The following is a 17,355-nucleotide window of genomic DNA, read 5'->3' as shown; positions in this document are numbered from 1 at the left end:
CTTTGAATAATGACAATAGATCCGCTAAAAGTCATAATTTATTGCGATTAATTATTTTACGTTTTTTTTGAAACTTAAATGTATAAAGACTTCTGTTCCGTCAATAAGTCGATATTATCTAAATTTAATTATCAATTACCTTTCTCCAATCAGGAAACCGGAAACATTCCATGCACTGCTGCTGGTGCCTTCCGGTTTTCCCATCGGAATAGCAACGCGGATCGTGTGTTTTCCTGCTGTAAGATTTCCCAGATCAATAAGATTTGGATTCGTGGTTGTTCCCGAGCACCAGTTAGAACGGCTTAAATCGGATGATGACAATCCATTCCCAAAATTACCCGATGCAGGATTACTCAATCGATATGAACCACAATCGGTTCGCCATGGGGTGAAACCAAAAACTTCTTTTCCATCGATAAAAACAGTATTCTTCTTCTGTAAAAATTCATCGCCATTTTCCCAGCCACCGTGACCCGTTGTCGTATAACTCAATTTGAAATTTTTATATCCCTGAGGGATTTCAAAAGTCATTTCAAGTCCTTTTTCGTTATCAAACATAGTGGCGTAATCCTGTCCCGCCATTTCCATTACATTCAGTGTATTGAAAAGAGGTAAAATAAAATCGCCTTTCTCGTTGTTGTCTTCGCCCTGGTGAATCGAAATATTCAGGCTTGCTTTGTGTCCGCCAGCATCATAATTCCCAATAAACATTCCTATGTATACCTCCTGATTGCTCAATTTAGGCTGTAATAAAGAAATATCCTGACGATAGAAGACACTGTCTTGCCAAACTTTATTTTTTAGTTGTAAATAGTTAAAATACTTCACGCCAAAAGGAGTAAAAAAGCGCATCATTTCCAACAAAGGTGTATAATCGTTTGTTGCTGTAACGCCCTGATATTTTTTGCCGTTTCCGTTTTCATAAACAGGCAACGTCTGAACTCCATTTTTTAATCCGTCAAGGAAAGAGGTTTTTTTATCCGTTGGAATCATAAAAACCGAACCCGTTCTGTCATAAGCATCACCATTTGATTGTTCCGTAACATCGACATAAATAGCGCTTCCTTTTTTGATTTCAGGAAACTTTACTTTTCGGACAATTACAGTGCCGCTCGCAAACCTGAAAATACTGTCATTGGATTTTGCATCAGATACAAAATGAATCTGTTCTTTGGTGAAAACCGGAATATTCACAAAACGGCTTTTCCATAACAGATCTTTGTACGTCAGCTGGTCAACCGACTGAGCTTTTGGAATTGCAAAAATTGCAGGTGCAGTTTTTAGATTCTCGATTTTTGTTGCAGTAATAGTACTATTGCCGTTACGAATGGTTTCCAGAACCAAACCTAAGTCTTGTCCCAAAACACTTGGTCCGCCTTTTAATGTTAATTCGGTAGTGTACCAAATTTCTATTGTATTGGAGTTTATGGAAGTTGTTGCTTTTTTGCAGGTATAATTCAGAATTTTTTTAGTTGCATTGCTAAATTCAAACTTTTGCTTTCCCAAAGCTTCATTATCGTGATTGAGAATCGACTTCTCTGCTTTCAGCTGCGCCAATTGCAAAATGGTCTTAGTACTAAAGTCTGTAAAAGTCTGTTCAAACGGAAAATCAGCTTTTTTCTGCATGATTTTATCTGTTGTAATCAAACTCAATTCCTTAGAAGCGAATAAATACAATGGATCCTGATTTTCGATCAATTTTCCGTTAGAGGCTCTTTGATAGGTGACCTTAATTGCTTTGGGTGTTTTTTGTGCAAAGGACAAAGAGAGGATACAAAAGGTAAAGAGGGTGAAAAGTTTTTTCTTCATGGTTTGGTTTCGTTGGTTTCGTTCTTTCAGAATAATAAAAGAACAGCGGTTAATGGCTAAAAGTTCAAAATCAGAATCGATTTACTAAATCGATTTTGCAAAAAAACAAATATAAAAAAATAAGTGGAATGGAGTTTATGTTTGGAGGAAAGAAGAAAGAGCAAAGAGGAAAGAATAGAGAAGAAAGAATAGAGAAGAAAGAATAGAGAGAATAGACAATAGACAATAGACAATAGAGGAATTATATACAAATGCTTTGGGCGATGCTGTAATAGATTTGTTTGAAGATGGCGCAGTAAAAAATCAATATTTTCCACATTCCTTTTAAATAGAGCTGTTTTTTTTCGGATAATTTTAGAAAGGACAATTACTAATTAAACAAGGGTAATATTGAATCAGTAATTATACGTCATACATTATACTTTTATAATTCTAAAAAAGCATAAAATTAATAAAAAACATATGGCATTACCAACTCAAATGGATGTTCAGAAGAATGTCAGTTCTACAGAAAATAAAAAATGGCTGTTTCCTTTTATATTGGTAACCAGTTTGTTTTTTTTCTGGGGATTTGTACACAATTTAGATCCGATACTTATTCCGCATTTAAGAAAAGCATTTAATCTTACAGATTTAGAATCTTCACTTATTGATTCATCTGTTTTTATCGCCTATTTTGTTATGGCTTTGCCCGCTGGTTATATCATGAGAAAATACGGTTATAAATCGGGTATCATGATAGGATTGGTTTTGTTTGGTATTGGTTCAATTTTATTTGTGCCTGCTGCCAATGAATTGAAGTATATTTATTTTCTGGGCGCTCTTTTTGTTATCGCGTGCGGACTTACTTTTTTAGAAACAGCTGCCAATCCTTACGTAACAATATTAGGCCCGTCTGAAACGGCAACGAAAAGACTGAATTTTTCACAATCGTTTAACGGACTTGCCGCTTTTATTGCTCCGGCCTATGTTGGACCAATGATCTTATCCGGAAAAAATTTAACGAAGGCCCAAATGGATGCAATGGCACCGGCAGAATTGCATGCGTATGTTTTAGAAGAAGCAGCAAGTGTAAAGATGCCTTACCTGATTTTGGGACTTATTATTCTGGCAGTGGCAGTATTGTTTTATTTTACCAATATGCCCGATGTAAAAGATGAAAACAAAGAAGGAGTTGAAGGAGCCAGTTTTGCAGGAGCCCTAAAATCAATGCGTTTAAGATGGGGGATTTTGGCCCAGTTTTTTTATGTAGGAGCGCAGGTTTGTGTTGGAAGTTTTTTTATTAAAATGGCAACTACTTCAGCAGGCCTCGAAGAAGGTGTTGCAGCCAAATATCTTGGATTTTTTGGTCTGGCATTTATGTTAGGACGTTTTGCAGGAACTTTTTTCATGCAATACATACAACCAAGAAAATTATTAATCATTTATACCATCATTAATATCCTCTTATCAATATTAGCCATATTCGGTTCAGGAATGATTGTGGTGTATACCTTAATTACAATAGCTTTTTTTATGAGTATTATGTTTCCAACTATTTTCTCCATGGGAATTGACGGTCTTGGACATAATACCAAAATAGGATCTTCATTAATCGTAATGTCTATAGTGGGAGGCGCTTTACTTCCTCCGGTTTTAGGGTTGATTTCAGATAGTACAGGAAGTATTCAGTATGGTTACGTTGTTCCGTTGACGTGTTTTTCAGTAATATTATTGTTTGCATTTAACGGACATAAAACAAATAAAGCATAAAATTTATTTATATAATATGTTAGAAAACGGAGTTAAAAGATTGGTGGTGAAAATGCACCCGGAAGATAATGTGCTGGTCGCTTTAACAGATTTGGCAAAAGGAGAAAGTGTAACTTTTGATAAAGAAACCTATATCCTTCAGGATACTATTAAGGCAAAGCATAAGTTTTATACAACTGATTTAAAAGAAGGAGCTGAAGTTACCATGTACGGTGTTTTGGTTGGAAGAGTGCAAAATGATGTTGCCAAAGGAAGCCTCATGACAACAGACAACCTGAAACATGCGGCAGAACCGTATCAGTATCGTCATGTTGATTTTGAATGGAAAGCGCCGGATGTTTCAAAATTTAAAGACAGGACTTTTAGAGGATACAAAAGAAATGATGGCCGTGTAGGGACAGCCAATTACTGGTTGTTTGTACCAACAGTATTTTGTGAAAACCGCAATCTGGATGTAATCCGTGAAGCTTTGCACAATGAGTTAGGATATTCAGTGAGCGATAAGTACACCCAATATACCCATAATTTACTTGAAGCGTTTAAAAAAGGAGAAAGCCTCGATTCAATTGATGTACAATTGGCTCCGGATCAAAATACGAATAAAATCTTCAAAAATGTAGATGGTATCAAATTTCTGAACCATCAGGGTGGTTGCGGAGGCACGCGTCAGGATTCGGCGACTTTAAGTGCGTTACTGGCTTCGTATGCAAATCATCCAAATGTGGCGGGAATAACCGTATTGAGTTTGGGTTGCCAGCATTTGCAAGTACAGGATTTTACGAATGATGTTAAAAAGCAAAATCTATCCTTTGATAAACCTTTGTATATTTTTGAGCAGCAACAATCAAAAAGTGAAGAGCAATTGATTGCCGATGCCATTAAAAAAACATTTGAAGGATTAATACAAATAAACAAACTCGAAAGAGTAGCAGCACCGTTAAGCGAATTGTGTCTTGGAGTAAAATGTGGCGGCAGTGATGGTTTTAGCGGGGTTTCTGCTAATCCTGCAGTAGGTTATGCTTCAGATTTACTAGTAGCGTTAGGCGGTAAAGTTTTGCTGGCTGAATTTCCGGAATTGTGTGGAGTGGAGCAGAACCTGATTGATCGTTGTACATCAGAAACCGTTGCTAAAAAATTCATTGATTTAATGCAGTCTTACGATGCCCTGGCACATAAAGTAGGTTCAGGATTTCACATGAATCCATCGCCGGGAAATATCAAAGACGGATTAATAACCGATGCCATAAAAAGTGCCGGAGCAGCTAAAAAAGGAGGAACAGCACCCGTAGTTGATGTATTGGATTATACAGAACCGGTAACAAAAGCAGGTTTGAGTTTGGTTTGTACACCGGGAAATGACGTTGAAGCCACAACCGGAAAAGCGGCTGCCGGAGCAACATTAATTTTGTTTACCACAGGATTAGGAACTCCAACAGGTAATCCCGTTTGTCCGGTTATTAAAGTAGCTACAAATTCTATTTTGGCTAAAAAAATGAGCGATATTATCGATATTGATTGTGGTCCGATAATTAGCGGAGAAAAAACCATTGAAGAAATGGGAGAAGATATTCTGGAATATTGTATCAAAGCGGCAAGCGGAGAAATTATTCCAAAAGCCGTATTACTCAATCAGGATGATTTTATTCCATGGAAAAGAGGAGTGTCATTGTAGTAATTATGAGTTATAAATTAACCCATTGAGTGTAATTACTAAAATTTCACTTAACACATAGAAACATAGATTTTGGATTTATAAAAGAGTGTAAAAAGAAACATGTTTCTTACACATAGCTAAACTCTGTGTCTTTTAAGGAAGTGAAACGCCTTTTTTTGAGCGTGCAGAATCTATGCTTCTATGTGTTAAAACTAATTACAGCCAATGAGTTATAAATTGCAACTCTCAAGAGCTAAAAGTCTAATAATCTAATGATCTAAAAATCTAATTATATGTTTTCATTACAAAATAAAAAAGCGGTTGTTACCGGTGGCGGCAGCGGAATAGGAAAAGCCATTTCGGTTTTATTTGCAAAGCAGGGAGCCGAAGTACACATTATAGAACTAACAGAGGAAAGTGCTAAAACAGCTGTTGACGAAATAAAAGCAAATGGAGGAAAAGTATTTTCTCATGCCTGTAATGTCGCCAGTCAGCAAGAAGTATTGGCCACATTTGAAAAAATAGGAAACATTAATATTCTGGTAAACAATGCAGGAATTGCTCATGTAGGCAAAGTAGATACCACTCCTGAAGCAGATTTTGACAGAATCATGAATGTGAATGTAAAAGGGGTATACAATTGTCTGCATGCTTCGATACCACATTTTAGAAATGCTGGCGGAGGCGTTATTTTAAATATGGCTTCGATTGCTGCCTGGGTAGGTATTCCGGATCGATTTGCTTATTCTACTGCCAAAGGAGCTGTAATGGCAATGACGCTATCGATAGCAAGAGATTATATGAGCGAAAACATTCGTTGTAATTCAGTTTCTCCGGCGCGCGTGCATACTCCTTTCGTAGACGGATTTATTGCGAAGAATTATCCGGGTCAGGAAGCAGAAATGTTTGAGAAATTATCAAAGTCACAACCCATTGGCCGTATGGCGAAACCGGATGAAGTGGCAGCTTTGGCTTTGTTTTTATGCAGCGATGAATCCGGTTTTGTTACCGGTTGCGATTATCCTATAGACGGAGGCTTTATTAAATTAAATAACTAAGATATAATGAAGGTCGCCTTATTCATTCCCTGCCATATCGACCAGTTTTACCCGTTGAAAAAGCGTATGTTGAAGGTACAATTGGAATGAATAAAGAGCAAAAATAATATTGTCTGAACAGATAAGAAGAAGTATAATATAATAAAAGTAATACAATGAAACTAATACGATTTGGAGAAGCCGGTAAAGAAAAACCGGGTATTTTAGCAGGAGAAAAAAGATTTGATGTCTCTTCAATAGTAACAGATTACAACGAAACGTTTTTTGAAGAAAACGGATTAGAGAAATTAAAAAAAGCATTAGAAAGTAATCCGGTTTTACCGGAAGTGGATGCCAATGTACGTTTAGGCTCTCCGGTGGCGAGACCATCAAAAATAATCTGCATTGGTTTAAATTATGTAGATCATTGTTTAGAAACGAATGCACCAATTCCAACGGAGCCTATTATCTTTTTTAAATCAACAACCTCTTTATGCGGGCCAAATGATGATTTGATCATCCCAAAGAACAGCGAAAAAACAGATTGGGAAATTGAGTTGGCTTTTGTAGTAGGCAAAAAAGCAAGTTACGTAGAAGAAGCAGATGCTTTAGATTATGTTGCCGGTTATGCTTTACTTAATGATTACAGCGAAAGAGCTTTTCAAATAGAGCGTGGCGGACAATGGGCAAAAGGAAAAGGCTGCGACACATTTGCACCACTTGGACCCTTTTTGGCAACTCAGGATGAAATAGCAGACGTGAATAACATACCAATGTGGTTAACTGTTAATGGAAAAAAATTCCAAAACAGTAATACCTCGAATTTAGTATTCAAGATCCCATTTTTAGTACATTATTTAAGCCAGTTTATGACCTTGCTTCCAGGTGATATCATCAGTACAGGAACGCCTCCGGGAGTTGGTTTAGGAATAAAACCAGACCCAATTTACATCAAAGAAGGAGATGTAATCGAATTGGGAATGGATGGTTTAGGCAGCAGTAAACAACACGCTGTGGCGTATACAAAATAAAGCGGGGTAAAAAAAGCTATTACATTAAGATAAAATCAAAATGTTAGGGCGAATAAATCTCTGTTAAAGGCATTAAGTCGCAAAGCTTAAGTACAAAACCTTTGCGACTTCCCGTCTTTGCAAGATTAATTTTATTTTCTAAAATCTCTTAACTTAATAACATCAAGTTTCGGAAATATGTTTTTAAGTAAATTTGTTACGCATTTTTCTTAAAGTGTTATCGTACACATCGAGGATTTTTTTAGTTTTAACAATAATTAATTAAATAGTAAACATGGTAAAGTCATTATTATTTTCACTTCTTTTTTGCAGCACATTGTCGTTTGCACAAGAAGTAAATATCATTCCTCAGCCAGTAGAAGTGGTTAGGAAAACCGGAAACTTTGTGATCAGTTCGCAAACGAGTTTAGTTGTCGCCAATAAAGAAGACAATGCTGCGGCTGCTTTTTTGAATACTTATTTATTTAATTATTATGGTTTTAAATTGCCTGTTGTAAATAAAGCAGTGAAAAATTCCATAAAATTAATAAGTCAAAAAAATATTGAAGGACTAAAAGGAGAAGGCTATAGTTTTAAATCAGGTAAAAATGGTGTTGAAATTAATGGTAATTCCCCAATGGGAACTTTCTATGGCATGCAAACCCTTATTCAGTTATTGCCTGTAGAAAAAAGCAGTAGTCTTGCCATTGCAGCTGTAGATGTAAAAGATGAACCTCGTTTTGCTTACAGAGGAGCGATGCTGGATGTTGGACGTCATTTTTTCTCCGTTGAATTTGTAAAAAAATACATTGATTACCTAGCCTTGCATAAAATGAATTATTTTCATTGGCACCTAACCGAAGATCAGGGCTGGAGAATCGAAATAAAAAAGTATCCAAAACTAACTGAAATTGGCTCTAAAAGAAACGGAAGCATTATAGGCAAATATCCCGGTAAAGGAAGCGATAATACTCCTGAGGGCGGTTTTTATACTCAGGAAGAAGTAAAAGACATTGTAAAATATGCTTCGGATCGTTTTATAACGGTAATTCCGGAAATCGAAATGCCGGGACACAGTAGTGCCGCCATTGCTGCCTATCCGGAGTTGAGCTGTTTTCCGGACGAGAAAACGAATCTACCGGAGAATATGATGTCTGCGAAGAGCAAACAGGAGATGGCAAACGGAAGAAATAAAATTGTTCAGGAAACCTGGGGTGTTCATACAGATGTGTTTGTTCCAACAGAAAATATGTTTAAATTTCTGGAAGATGTTTTGGATGAAGTAATGGCTTTATTTCCATCAAAATACATACATGTGGGTGGCGATGAATCTCCTAAAGATGCCTGGAAAAGAAGTGCGTTTTGTCAGCAAATGATCAAAGACAAAGATTTGAAAGACGAACACGGACTTCAGAGTTATTTCATCCAGCGTATAGAAAAATACATCAATAAAAAAGGAAGGACTTTAATTGGCTGGGATGAAATATTAGAAGGCGGACTTGCGCCAAATGCGATCGTGATGAGCTGGCAGGGAGAAGCAGGCGGAATTGCTGCTGCAAAAGAAAACCATCAGGTGATAATGACTCCGGGAAGCCACGTTTATTTAGACCATTCTCAAACCAAGGATGAAAAAGAAGTGACTATTGGCGGCTTTTTACCCTTAGATACAGTATACAGTTATGAGCCAATTCCTAAAGAGTTGAATGCACAACAGGCAAAATATGTTTTGGGTGCTCAAGGCAATGTATGGACAGAATATATGGCTAATCCTGCCAAAGTAGAATATATGATATTTCCACGTTTGAGTGCTTTAAGCGAGGTATTGTGGTCGCCAAAAGAAAGTAAAAACTGGACAGAATTTCAAACAAAAATTGAAACCATGAAAAAGCGATATACCATTTGGGGCGCTAATTACTTTAAGGAGTAGTAAGATCCTAAAAAAAAAAGACAGCTCAGTTTATTTAGGCTGTCTTTTCTTTATCTATACGTATTGTAAATAGTACAATAAAACGATATTCACTTTTTATAATTAATTTTTCAGATCAGGTTAAGATCTTTGGATTTATGAAAGCAACTTGATAATTTCCTTCCAGTTTGTGACCCTGCTATGTCCATTTTCGATTCGGTTGAGATTATGAGGCTGGCTAAACAGTATCGTCTGACCGTAAAATTTGTCGAGATTTTTAAAATGGTCATCAATCATGATGTCGCCTTTTATAATTTCTTTTGTACCGCAAAATACAATTTGTTCCCATGTTATGAAGGGAAAATATTCCAGAAGCCATTCCTGTTTTTCTGCCATACTATTCGGGAATTTTGTTGCAGCAGAAACGATAAACAAGTCATGCGTTTGATTTAGTTTTTCGATTGCCTCAACACTTCCTTTAATAACGGCAGCGTGTCTGAAAAATCCCTGAGTTGCCATATAGATTTCACCGTTTACAAATGCTTCTTCTTCCAACTTTCCTGTAATTTTAGATAAATCCTGATTGTGGCCAAAATCTTCTAATTCAAATTTTCTAAACTGTCCGTAAATGTCAGCAAGGACACCATCGATATCTACAATTAGTCTTTTTTTCATGTTTATTCTTTTAATGGTTTATTTTTTTGAAAGGAATCTTCTATAAGAACATTCATCATTCTGACTCTAAAAATTTAATTCTGTAATATTATTTGCAAATTAATGCAAATTTGCATTAATTTGCAAATAATATTTAAATGAATGAATTATGATTGACAATGTGGTTAAAGCTAAAACAGCTACAAAAACAATGTTTTTGGTCTGCGGATTAGGAATAGCAAGTTGGGCGCCGATGGTTCCGTACGCAAAACAACGATTGAACCTTGACGATGCCAATCTAGGCTTGTTACTATTGATGTTGGGTTGTGGCGCAATAACCATGATGCCGGTTAGTGGTTATCTGGGACATAAATACGGCAACAGGATTGTTATTCTTTGTGCCACTTTATTGATGGCACTGACACTGCCTTTACTTTTAATCTTAAACACGGCAATAGCAATGGGGGTTGCTTTATTTGTCTTTGGTGCCGCAGTGGGAACGGTCGATGTTGCCATGAATTCCCACGGTGTTCAGGTTCAGAACCTGTACGGAAAACCGATTATGTCTTCTCTTCACGGACTTTTTAGCGTTGGCGGACTTTTTGGTTCTCTTGGTTTGGGCTTTTTAATGAAATTTGGCCTGGAGCCAATAACTGCTGCCGTAAGTATCGCCATACTGCTCATTTTGATTGTCTCCTTTCAGTATCGCTTTCTTTTTGATGCTGCAACAGAAAAAGCTGCTATAGCGAATTTTTCTTCAGAAAAAGAAACAGGAGCCAAATCTTTCTCGTGGCTTAAAAAGAGTGTTGTTTTTCTGGGAATCATGTGTTTTATCGTTTTCCTTTCTGAGGGCGCAATGTTAGACTGGAGTGCATTATTTCTACATGAAAACCGCGGTGTCAACGAAGCGTTTACCGGAATGGGATATGCAACTTTTTCGATTGCCATGGCTACAATGCGTTTGATTGGCGATAAAATAGTATCACGTTTTAACAGTAAAGTGGTGGTCGTTGCAGGAAGTCTTATTGCAGCTTCAGGATTATTTCTGGCCGTATTGACTCCGTGGACGATAACAGCATTGATTGGCTTTATACTTTTAGGATTGGGTGCAGCGAATATAGTTCCTGTTTTTTTAAGCGAAGCCGGACGATTAAAGAACATTTCAGCAGCAGTGGCTATCCCGGCGATTACCACGATGGGATATGCAGGACAATTGGCAGGTCCGGCTTTATTAGGTTTGCTTGCGCAATTTTTCTCTTTGCCAATAGCTTTGGGATGTTGCGGGATCTTTTTGGTATTAGTCGCAGCAGCCTATAAATGGAGAAAACAGGAATAATAGATTTTTTAGTTAAGAAAAAGGTATGAAAGAAGAAAAGGTTGCTCCGGTCATTGCGTGTATTATTTTTAATAGTGATGCTATTTTACTCAATACAGAAACGATAATAATTTCTGTCCTGTTAGACAAAGCTGAAGAATACGGATTAAACATCGAATTGGATGATGCTGTATGGCTTTTTAGCGAGAAAGGAATTGAGCAGAATATAATACAGCTTAAAAATCTTTTTGATATCAGTGTTCCGGACGATTTTGAAGAAGAACTACGAAAAAAAATATATGAAGAATTAAGGCATGGACTTGATGCCAAAGAAGGCGTCAGAGAAATGCTTGAAATGATGAAAGTTCCATTTTGTGTATTATCGAACACTCCAAGAGAAGAAATTGAATTTAATCTGAGGTTAACCAATCTGCTTCATTTTTTTAAGCCTGAAGAAATATTTACCACCTGCGAAATGGAAAATCAGGACCCAAATGCTGAATTGTACCTGAAAGCTGCAAAAAAAATGGGATATAAACCGGAACAATGTGCGGTAATTGCAGATAGCATTATTGGGGCAAAAAATGTCTTAGAAGAAGGCTTTACCCTATACGGACTCACTAATGGATTCAATGAAAAAGAAATGGCAGAGATGGGGGCAGTTGTTCTGGAAGAAATTAAAGAGTTATCAAACTTTTTAAAAATTGCTTAATCTATTATATTTGTATTCATACTAAGTGTTGGATGTTTTACAATTCATTGTATCCAACTATTAATATTAAAATTTCATGATAAAAGAAGAACGTTTTGACCATATACTTGGATTGCTGAAACAGAAAGGCAAAGTGACTTATGATACACTGGCACTTGATCTTGAAGTTTCTGAAGATACCATTCGTCGGGATATTGAACTTCTTCACAATAACGGATTATTGTCTAAAGTTAGGGGAGGTGCCATATCGATATCAAAAAATCCTCTGAATTTTCAGGATCGAGCGTCCTATCTTTCAGACGGTAAACAGACAATTGCCTTAAAAGCCCAACAATTTATTAAAAACGGACAAACCGTGTTTATGGATGGCGGCACAACTGTATGTGCAATTGCTGCTCATCTTCCGCTGAATTCGAATTTCAGGATTGTAACGAATAATGTAGCCCTTATACCGATTCTTTCAAAATTCAAAGACATTGAAATTATTATTTTAGGAGGTATTTACAACAGGCATACAGAAACCAATTTAGGCGCTAAAACCTGTGAAGACGTAAAGAATTATATTGCCGATATTTATTTTTTAGGTGCCTGCGCCATACAAAGTAAATTTGGGATAACATCGACCTTTAATGATGAAGCAGAAATAAAACGAATGATGTTAAACAATGCGAAACAGACAATTGCATTGGGAAATATTGAAAAAATAAACAATACAGAACCCTTCAAAGTATGTGATCTTGAAGAGGTTAATACACTTATTACAGATCTGCCAAGTGATGACAGCAAACTGGATAGTTACAGAAGTCTGGGAATCAGATTGGTTTAAAATCTTTAGTTAAAACCGATAGTATTTTTAAAGCTCCAGAGTCAATAGATTTTGGAGTTTTTTATGTTTTTTTTCTATCTATTGTTTATTCTGCTGCTTCTAAAGCGGCATTAGTCCTGCGAATAGATTCGGCATCTTTGTAATCCAGCCATTCCTGACCTTTTCTTTTGCGCATCCAGTTATCATAATAACGGATGATGGCAACGTTCGCAAAACCTTTCCACAAGTTCAAAGGCCTTCCTGCAAGGGATCTCAGGCTCAGGGAGAAACCCGGCGAAAGATATTTCATATAATGCCACCAGCCTTCCGGCATATACAGCATTTCTCCGTGGTTGAGCTGGGTAATGTAGGGCTTTACTTTTCGAAGTGCCGGAAATCGTTCAAAATCAGGGTTATCAAAATCAATGTCCTCATTGCACAACCAGGAATAGGGCAGGCGATACATGTATTTTGTTTCTTTAGGATCGACCAAAACACATTGCTTTTTACCTTCAAAATGTACATGAAAAATATTAGGAAAATCAATATCATAATGCATGAATACTTTTGCATCCTGACCGCCAAAAAAAACAAGAGGCAAATTTTTAAGTAATCGAAGTCCCAGGCGCGGCCACTGCATATCAGACTTCATTACAGGAACCTCTTTCATAAGATTGTATAAAAATATACGGAGATCAGTCGGACCTTTTTCAAGAATATCGATGTATTCTGACATTGTCATTGTAAAGTCAGGTTCATTGACTTTTTTAGTATAATCGGTTTTACGGCTGTCATACAAAGGCACCATTTTGTCACCTGCAACTTCCCTGATAAAATTAAAATCCCATTTGGTAAAAGCGGGCCAGTCTTCTATTTGATTTGTAATTACAACAGGTTTCTGCGGTTTGTAATAATTGTCTATAAACTCCTTTTTAGTTAGTTTTTCAACTCTTTCTATCGGTATATAATCAAATGCCATATGTAATAGTTTTTAAGTGATGTTAATTCAATCTATAACTGCTATTGAGAGATTATTGTTGCTTTCCTTAAAACCAAATGATTCAATTCGTTGTATTAAAGAAATATTTCGGGGTATTTACAGATATGGATAAGAACAAATTTGCGATTTTTTTGCCGTTGCATTTGATACTGCACAGTAGCAACACGATACGTATTGTAGGATTTTTGATAGTAAAGATACACATTCTTAACTTAAAATAAAGCTTGTATTTTGATGATACAGAAAGGCTTCGGTTCAGGGAAAGTCTTTAAAATCAACATTAAAAACACGAAATGGTTATTTCTTACGAAAATGATATTTTAATCAATTTTTTAGAAGTTTAACCATTACATTTTTTATAAAAATTGTGATAAATCTAATTTAATGATAAAAAGTAGTGGATTTCTATAAAGATAATTATATATTTACCCTCAGATTTTGGTCTGTTTTTTCTTAAGAAAAAACAGTTAAAAGGGAATCAGGTGCAAATCCTGAACAGACCCGCTACTGTAAGTTCTATATAAGTCTTTAAACGTTACTCATGCCATTGTTCGCTGCGGCGGATGAGAAGGTTGTTTAAAGATGGAACAAGTCAGGAGACCTGCCAGAATCACATAGTTTAAGACTTTCGTGGAATAAAGTTGAACAACAAGAAATTGACCTGTTATTTTATAACGGGATTCTCTCTTATTGCTTTTGATTGTTATATCACGGAGTTTATTTAATTAAATGAGTGATGTATACTACCGGAAAAAAACTTTTATTTCATTTTGTAATAACCGCTTCCTTTGTTCAATCAGGGAAGTCTGAGGCTTTTTTGCGGGTTTTAAAATTCGATACACTACAATTAAAACTTCGTTGGCATTTCGCTGTAATAAAAAGCTTGTCCGGAAAATTATCTCAAAGTTTAAACGAGCATATTAAAGCTCATTTCGCAATCCCAATTCCTAAAAATCCTTATTCAAAAATTCCGACAAACTTCAAAGTCGGAGCAATTTATATTCCGCCATTACGGGATTCAATTGAATATTTTTATCTGTTGTACTCTTCATATAGACAGTTATAAAATAAAAGTTACCTCAACAAATAGTTTAATAACTATTCTTTTTATAATTAAAAATTAAAACAATAAATATATGTATAAAAGAGCCTTACCCTATTTTAGATCGACGATCCTTTTGGCTGCAGCAATTATGCTTACCAATTGTTCAGATAATGGCGGAAGTGACGATGTGAGTAATCCTCCAATAGCCGGTCAGGATCTCCCTTATAATGTAGCAAGATTTACCATACTTGCCGTGAGTCCCAATATTGTAGCCGGCGCAGATGCTGCTTACAGCTGGACGGTAACCAATGCACCAACCCAGAATTATTCATTGGTCAATACAACCACAAAAGAAGCCTTGTTTGCAGCTACAGAAGTCGGAACTTATAATCTGACAGTTACTATAAATGACAAAGGAGCAATCCAGAACCAGAAGATTGTCATTACAGTAAGCAAAGAAGCAAAAGAACTTAAAACTTTTATCGCTAAAGTTTTTGAATTTAAACCTGCTCCGGGACAATTTATAAACGATTTGCCGGCAGCCAATGATGGAGATACGGCCGAGAGGGTTTTGACAAGAACGAATACTTACCTGGCCAAGAAAAACGGAGACCTGATTTCTCTTGGTGCTTTTGGTGGTTATGTTGTTTTTGGCTTCGACCATACTATTGTAAATGTTAAGGAAAAACGCGATTTCAGGGTATTGGGTAATGCGTTTTGGGCAGAAGCCAATCCTAACCCTAATAGTACTATGCGTGGCGGCAGTAGTGAAGCGGGGGTAATCATGGTGTCTTATGATAAAAACAAAAACGGGCTTCCGGACGATGAATGGTACGAAATAGAAGGTGCCGGACATAAAATGGAAAAAACGATTCATAATTATGAAATAACCTATTACAGACCGGATCCTAATAAAATACCCGTTCCGGGCGGTGGAACAGGAACAGTAAATTTTACGGATACGGAATATATCTATTGGAAGGACAATCAGGGCAAAGACGGTTATCTGGTACAAAACAATGCTTACAACCATTCTCTTGAATATTGGCCAAAATGGCTGAAAGATCAGCAAAGTATCACTTTTAAAGGTACAAGATTACCGGACAATGCGGTTGACGAAAGTGGAACAGGAAGTTATTTTGTGCAGTATGCCTTTTTATACGGCTACGCAGACAATGCGCCTAACAATGATGATGATTCGGCGATTGATATTGATTGGGCGATAGATAAAAACGGAGATAAAATCCGTCTTCCGGGAATTGATTTTGTGAAAGTTTACAATGGTCTTAATCAGCAGGCTGGATGGCTTGGTGAGACATCGACAGAGATTATGGGAGCCACAGATTTGCACCTTTTGGGAGAAAACATCCCAACCCGATAATCCATTAAATAGTGTGTTAAATTAAATTATTATACCAGAAATTATGAAAAAAAACTTTACCCATTTATTATTAATTGCCTTTGCAGCCGTGTTTACAGGATGCAGCAGTAATGATGATAAACCTGAGCAAAAATTGATCGCAATTACACTTCAGGAAAAATATGAAGCGCCAACATTTAGTGTTTTAAACATAGTGGCTTCTGCCGAAATTTCCAGTCCTGTTTACGAGTGGGTTTTGACCAAAAATCCGGTGAACCAAACTACAGATTCTATCGTAGGAAATACAAAAGACCTGCGTTTTACAGCGATTTACGCTGGCGCTTATGAACTTACTTTAAATGTTTCGTCAGGGGATAAAAAAGGCAGCAAAAAAACAATAATCAATGTAACGAATGAGGCTAAAAACTACAATCCTTACATCACAAGCATTTTTGATTTTGATCCGGCACCGGGAATGTTTGCCAACGATTTATATAAAGACGGATTCAAAAAAGAAGATATCGTACGAACTGCATTGGGCAGAATCAATGAAACCAGCGTGGGATATCAACTTGATTTAGGTGGTTTTGGAGGATCTGTTATCGTAGGTTTTGATCATACTGTTGTGAATGTTCCGGGACAAGGTGATTTTAAAATTTACGGTGGTGATTTAACAGATAAAGCCAATCCGCCGGCACCGGGCTTAATATATGTTGCATATGATAAAAATGGAAACGGAAAACCGGACGAAGATGAATGGTACGAAATCATAGGAAGTCAGCATACAAAAGCAAATACCATAAAGAATTTTAAAATTACCTATCATAAAAAAGCAGCAGGAGCGCCTGTAGTAGTTGGCGGGCCTAATGATATGTTTGTGGATCGTGAGCACATCTTTTGCGAAAACAACTCAGCTGAGACTTATTACCTGCCAAGATCGAAGAGCAAAAAGGAATATTATCCTTTATGGGCTACTCAGAATGCGGTTACGTATGAAGGAACAAAACTGAATGTAGATTTTGTTACGGCACGTCCGGGACAAACTACACTATGGAATTTTACTCCTCCGCAATGGGGATATGCAAATGCTGTAAACCCTGATATTGATATCGACTGGGCAGTAGATAAAAACGGAAATAAGGCCAATCTTCCGGGAATTAATTTTATAAAAGTAGTAAACTGTGTGAGCGAACCAATGGGACTTTGTCATCAACAATCTTCAATGGCTACCCGATTTGCAGGTGCTGCGGATCTTCATCTGTTAAAAAAATACAATTTAAAAAAAGTAAAATAATA

General features: G+C 36.6%; 14 protein-coding genes and 1 riboswitch. Of the genes, 11 read left to right on the top strand and 3 right to left on the bottom strand.

The genetic code is table 11. The features are described 5' to 3' along the window. Window positions 1-135: 135 nt before the first annotated feature. Entirely contained in the window at window positions 136-1,809 is a 1,674-nt protein-coding gene (locus B0A67_RS01460; protein ID WP_072958460.1) for a GLPGLI family protein, read from the bottom strand. Window positions 1,810-2,271: 462 nt separating this feature from the next. Here B0A67_RS01460 and fucP point away from each other — a divergent pair, with 462 nt between their 5' ends. From fucP to B0A67_RS01435, 5 genes are all read left to right on the top strand, one after another. Beyond that, window positions 2,272-3,561 (top strand): L-fucose:H+ symporter permease, encoded by a 1,290-nt coding sequence (fucP, locus tag B0A67_RS01455; protein WP_084074520.1) that lies wholly within the window; start codon window positions 2,272-2,274, stop codon window positions 3,559-3,561. A 16-nt stretch (window positions 3,562-3,577) separates the two neighbouring features. Next, on the top strand, window positions 3,578-5,233 hold the full coding sequence (locus B0A67_RS01450; protein ID WP_072958464.1) for a UxaA family hydrolase: 1,656 nt from the start codon (window positions 3,578-3,580) through the stop codon (window positions 5,231-5,233). A gap of 275 nt (window positions 5,234-5,508) precedes the next feature. Then, window positions 5,509-6,273, top strand: a complete 765-nt coding sequence (locus tag B0A67_RS01445; protein WP_072958467.1) for an SDR family NAD(P)-dependent oxidoreductase — start codon at window positions 5,509-5,511, stop codon at window positions 6,271-6,273. 155 nt (window positions 6,274-6,428) lie between these two features. Further along, the gene (locus B0A67_RS01440; RefSeq protein ID WP_072958470.1) at window positions 6,429-7,283 is read left to right on the top strand and encodes a fumarylacetoacetate hydrolase family protein; all 855 of its coding nucleotides are present in this window, start codon (window positions 6,429-6,431) and stop codon (window positions 7,281-7,283) included. A 274-nt stretch (window positions 7,284-7,557) separates the two neighbouring features. After that, entirely contained in the window at window positions 7,558-9,189 is a 1,632-nt protein-coding gene (locus B0A67_RS01435) for a beta-N-acetylhexosaminidase (RefSeq protein WP_072958474.1), read from the top strand. A gap of 135 nt (window positions 9,190-9,324) precedes the next feature. On the opposite strand, the gene B0A67_RS01430 is transcribed toward B0A67_RS01435, so the two are convergent. Continuing rightward, on the bottom strand, window positions 9,325-9,843 hold the full coding sequence (locus tag B0A67_RS01430) for a 5' nucleotidase, NT5C type (protein ID WP_072958477.1): 519 nt from the start codon (window positions 9,841-9,843) through the stop codon (window positions 9,325-9,327). Window positions 9,844-9,991: 148 nt separating this feature from the next. Between B0A67_RS01430 and B0A67_RS01425 the strand changes: the two genes are divergently transcribed. The 3 genes from B0A67_RS01425 (at window position 9,992) to B0A67_RS01415 (ending at window position 12,675) form a co-directional block, all read left to right on the top strand. Beyond that, window positions 9,992-11,158: an MFS transporter gene (locus B0A67_RS01425; RefSeq protein ID WP_072958480.1), complete on the top strand. Its 1,167-nt coding sequence runs from the start codon at window positions 9,992-9,994 to the stop codon at window positions 11,156-11,158. A gap of 25 nt (window positions 11,159-11,183) precedes the next feature. Continuing rightward, window positions 11,184-11,849: an HAD family hydrolase gene (locus B0A67_RS01420; RefSeq protein WP_072958483.1), complete on the top strand. Its 666-nt coding sequence runs from the start codon at window positions 11,184-11,186 to the stop codon at window positions 11,847-11,849. A gap of 76 nt (window positions 11,850-11,925) precedes the next feature. Beyond that, window positions 11,926-12,675 (top strand): DeoR/GlpR family DNA-binding transcription regulator, encoded by a 750-nt coding sequence (locus B0A67_RS01415; RefSeq protein WP_072958486.1) that lies wholly within the window; start codon window positions 11,926-11,928, stop codon window positions 12,673-12,675. A gap of 85 nt (window positions 12,676-12,760) precedes the next feature. Here B0A67_RS01415 and B0A67_RS01410 read toward each other — a convergent pair whose 3' ends face one another. Continuing rightward, window positions 12,761-13,633, bottom strand: a complete 873-nt coding sequence (locus B0A67_RS01410; RefSeq protein ID WP_072958491.1) for a cupin-like domain-containing protein — start codon at window positions 13,631-13,633, stop codon at window positions 12,761-12,763. Between the two features lie 443 nt (window positions 13,634-14,076). Beyond that, window positions 14,077-14,277: riboswitch (cobalamin riboswitch) on the top strand. Between the two features lie 113 nt (window positions 14,278-14,390). Here B0A67_RS01410 and B0A67_RS01405 point away from each other — a divergent pair. From B0A67_RS01405 to B0A67_RS01395, 3 genes are all read left to right on the top strand, one after another. Beyond that, entirely contained in the window at window positions 14,391-14,720 is a 330-nt protein-coding gene (locus B0A67_RS01405) for a hypothetical protein (protein ID WP_072958494.1), read from the top strand. Between the two features lie 70 nt (window positions 14,721-14,790). Continuing rightward, on the top strand, window positions 14,791-16,080 hold the full coding sequence (locus tag B0A67_RS01400; RefSeq protein WP_072958497.1) for a hypothetical protein: 1,290 nt from the start codon (window positions 14,791-14,793) through the stop codon (window positions 16,078-16,080). A gap of 43 nt (window positions 16,081-16,123) precedes the next feature. Then, window positions 16,124-17,353, top strand: a complete 1,230-nt coding sequence (locus B0A67_RS01395) for a hypothetical protein (protein WP_072958499.1) — start codon at window positions 16,124-16,126, stop codon at window positions 17,351-17,353. The last annotated feature ends 2 nt before the right edge of the window (window positions 17,354-17,355 follow it).

Origin of the sequence: Flavobacterium aquidurense (genome assembly GCF_002217195.1) — a bacterium.
GTDB classification, from domain to species: domain Bacteria; phylum Bacteroidota; class Bacteroidia; order Flavobacteriales; family Flavobacteriaceae; genus Flavobacterium; species Flavobacterium frigidimaris.
This window is presented reverse-complemented; position numbering and strand designations above follow the sequence as displayed.

Coding starts and splice junctions, on each gene's coding strand:
- B0A67_RS01460 (WP_072958460.1), bottom strand. CDS start 1,809: ATGAAGAAAAAACTTTTCACCCTCTTTACCTTTTGTATCCTCTCTTTG.
- fucP (WP_084074520.1), top strand. CDS start 2,272: ATGGCATTACCAACTCAAATGGATGTTCAGAAGAATGTCAGTTCTACA.
- B0A67_RS01450 (WP_072958464.1), top strand. CDS start 3,578: ATGTTAGAAAACGGAGTTAAAAGATTGGTGGTGAAAATGCACCCGGAA.
- B0A67_RS01445 (WP_072958467.1), top strand. CDS start 5,509: ATGTTTTCATTACAAAATAAAAAAGCGGTTGTTACCGGTGGCGGCAGC.
- B0A67_RS01440 (WP_072958470.1), top strand. CDS start 6,429: ATGAAACTAATACGATTTGGAGAAGCCGGTAAAGAAAAACCGGGTATT.
- B0A67_RS01435 (WP_072958474.1), top strand. CDS start 7,558: ATGGTAAAGTCATTATTATTTTCACTTCTTTTTTGCAGCACATTGTCG.
- B0A67_RS01430 (WP_072958477.1), bottom strand. CDS start 9,843: ATGAAAAAAAGACTAATTGTAGATATCGATGGTGTCCTTGCTGACATT.
- B0A67_RS01425 (WP_072958480.1), top strand. CDS start 9,992: ATGATTGACAATGTGGTTAAAGCTAAAACAGCTACAAAAACAATGTTT.
- B0A67_RS01420 (WP_072958483.1), top strand. CDS start 11,184: ATGAAAGAAGAAAAGGTTGCTCCGGTCATTGCGTGTATTATTTTTAAT.
- B0A67_RS01415 (WP_072958486.1), top strand. CDS start 11,926: ATGATAAAAGAAGAACGTTTTGACCATATACTTGGATTGCTGAAACAG.
- B0A67_RS01410 (WP_072958491.1), bottom strand. CDS start 13,633: ATGGCATTTGATTATATACCGATAGAAAGAGTTGAAAAACTAACTAAA.
- B0A67_RS01405 (WP_072958494.1), top strand. CDS start 14,391: ATGTATACTACCGGAAAAAAACTTTTATTTCATTTTGTAATAACCGCT.
- B0A67_RS01400 (WP_072958497.1), top strand. CDS start 14,791: ATGTATAAAAGAGCCTTACCCTATTTTAGATCGACGATCCTTTTGGCT.
- B0A67_RS01395 (WP_072958499.1), top strand. CDS start 16,124: ATGAAAAAAAACTTTACCCATTTATTATTAATTGCCTTTGCAGCCGTG.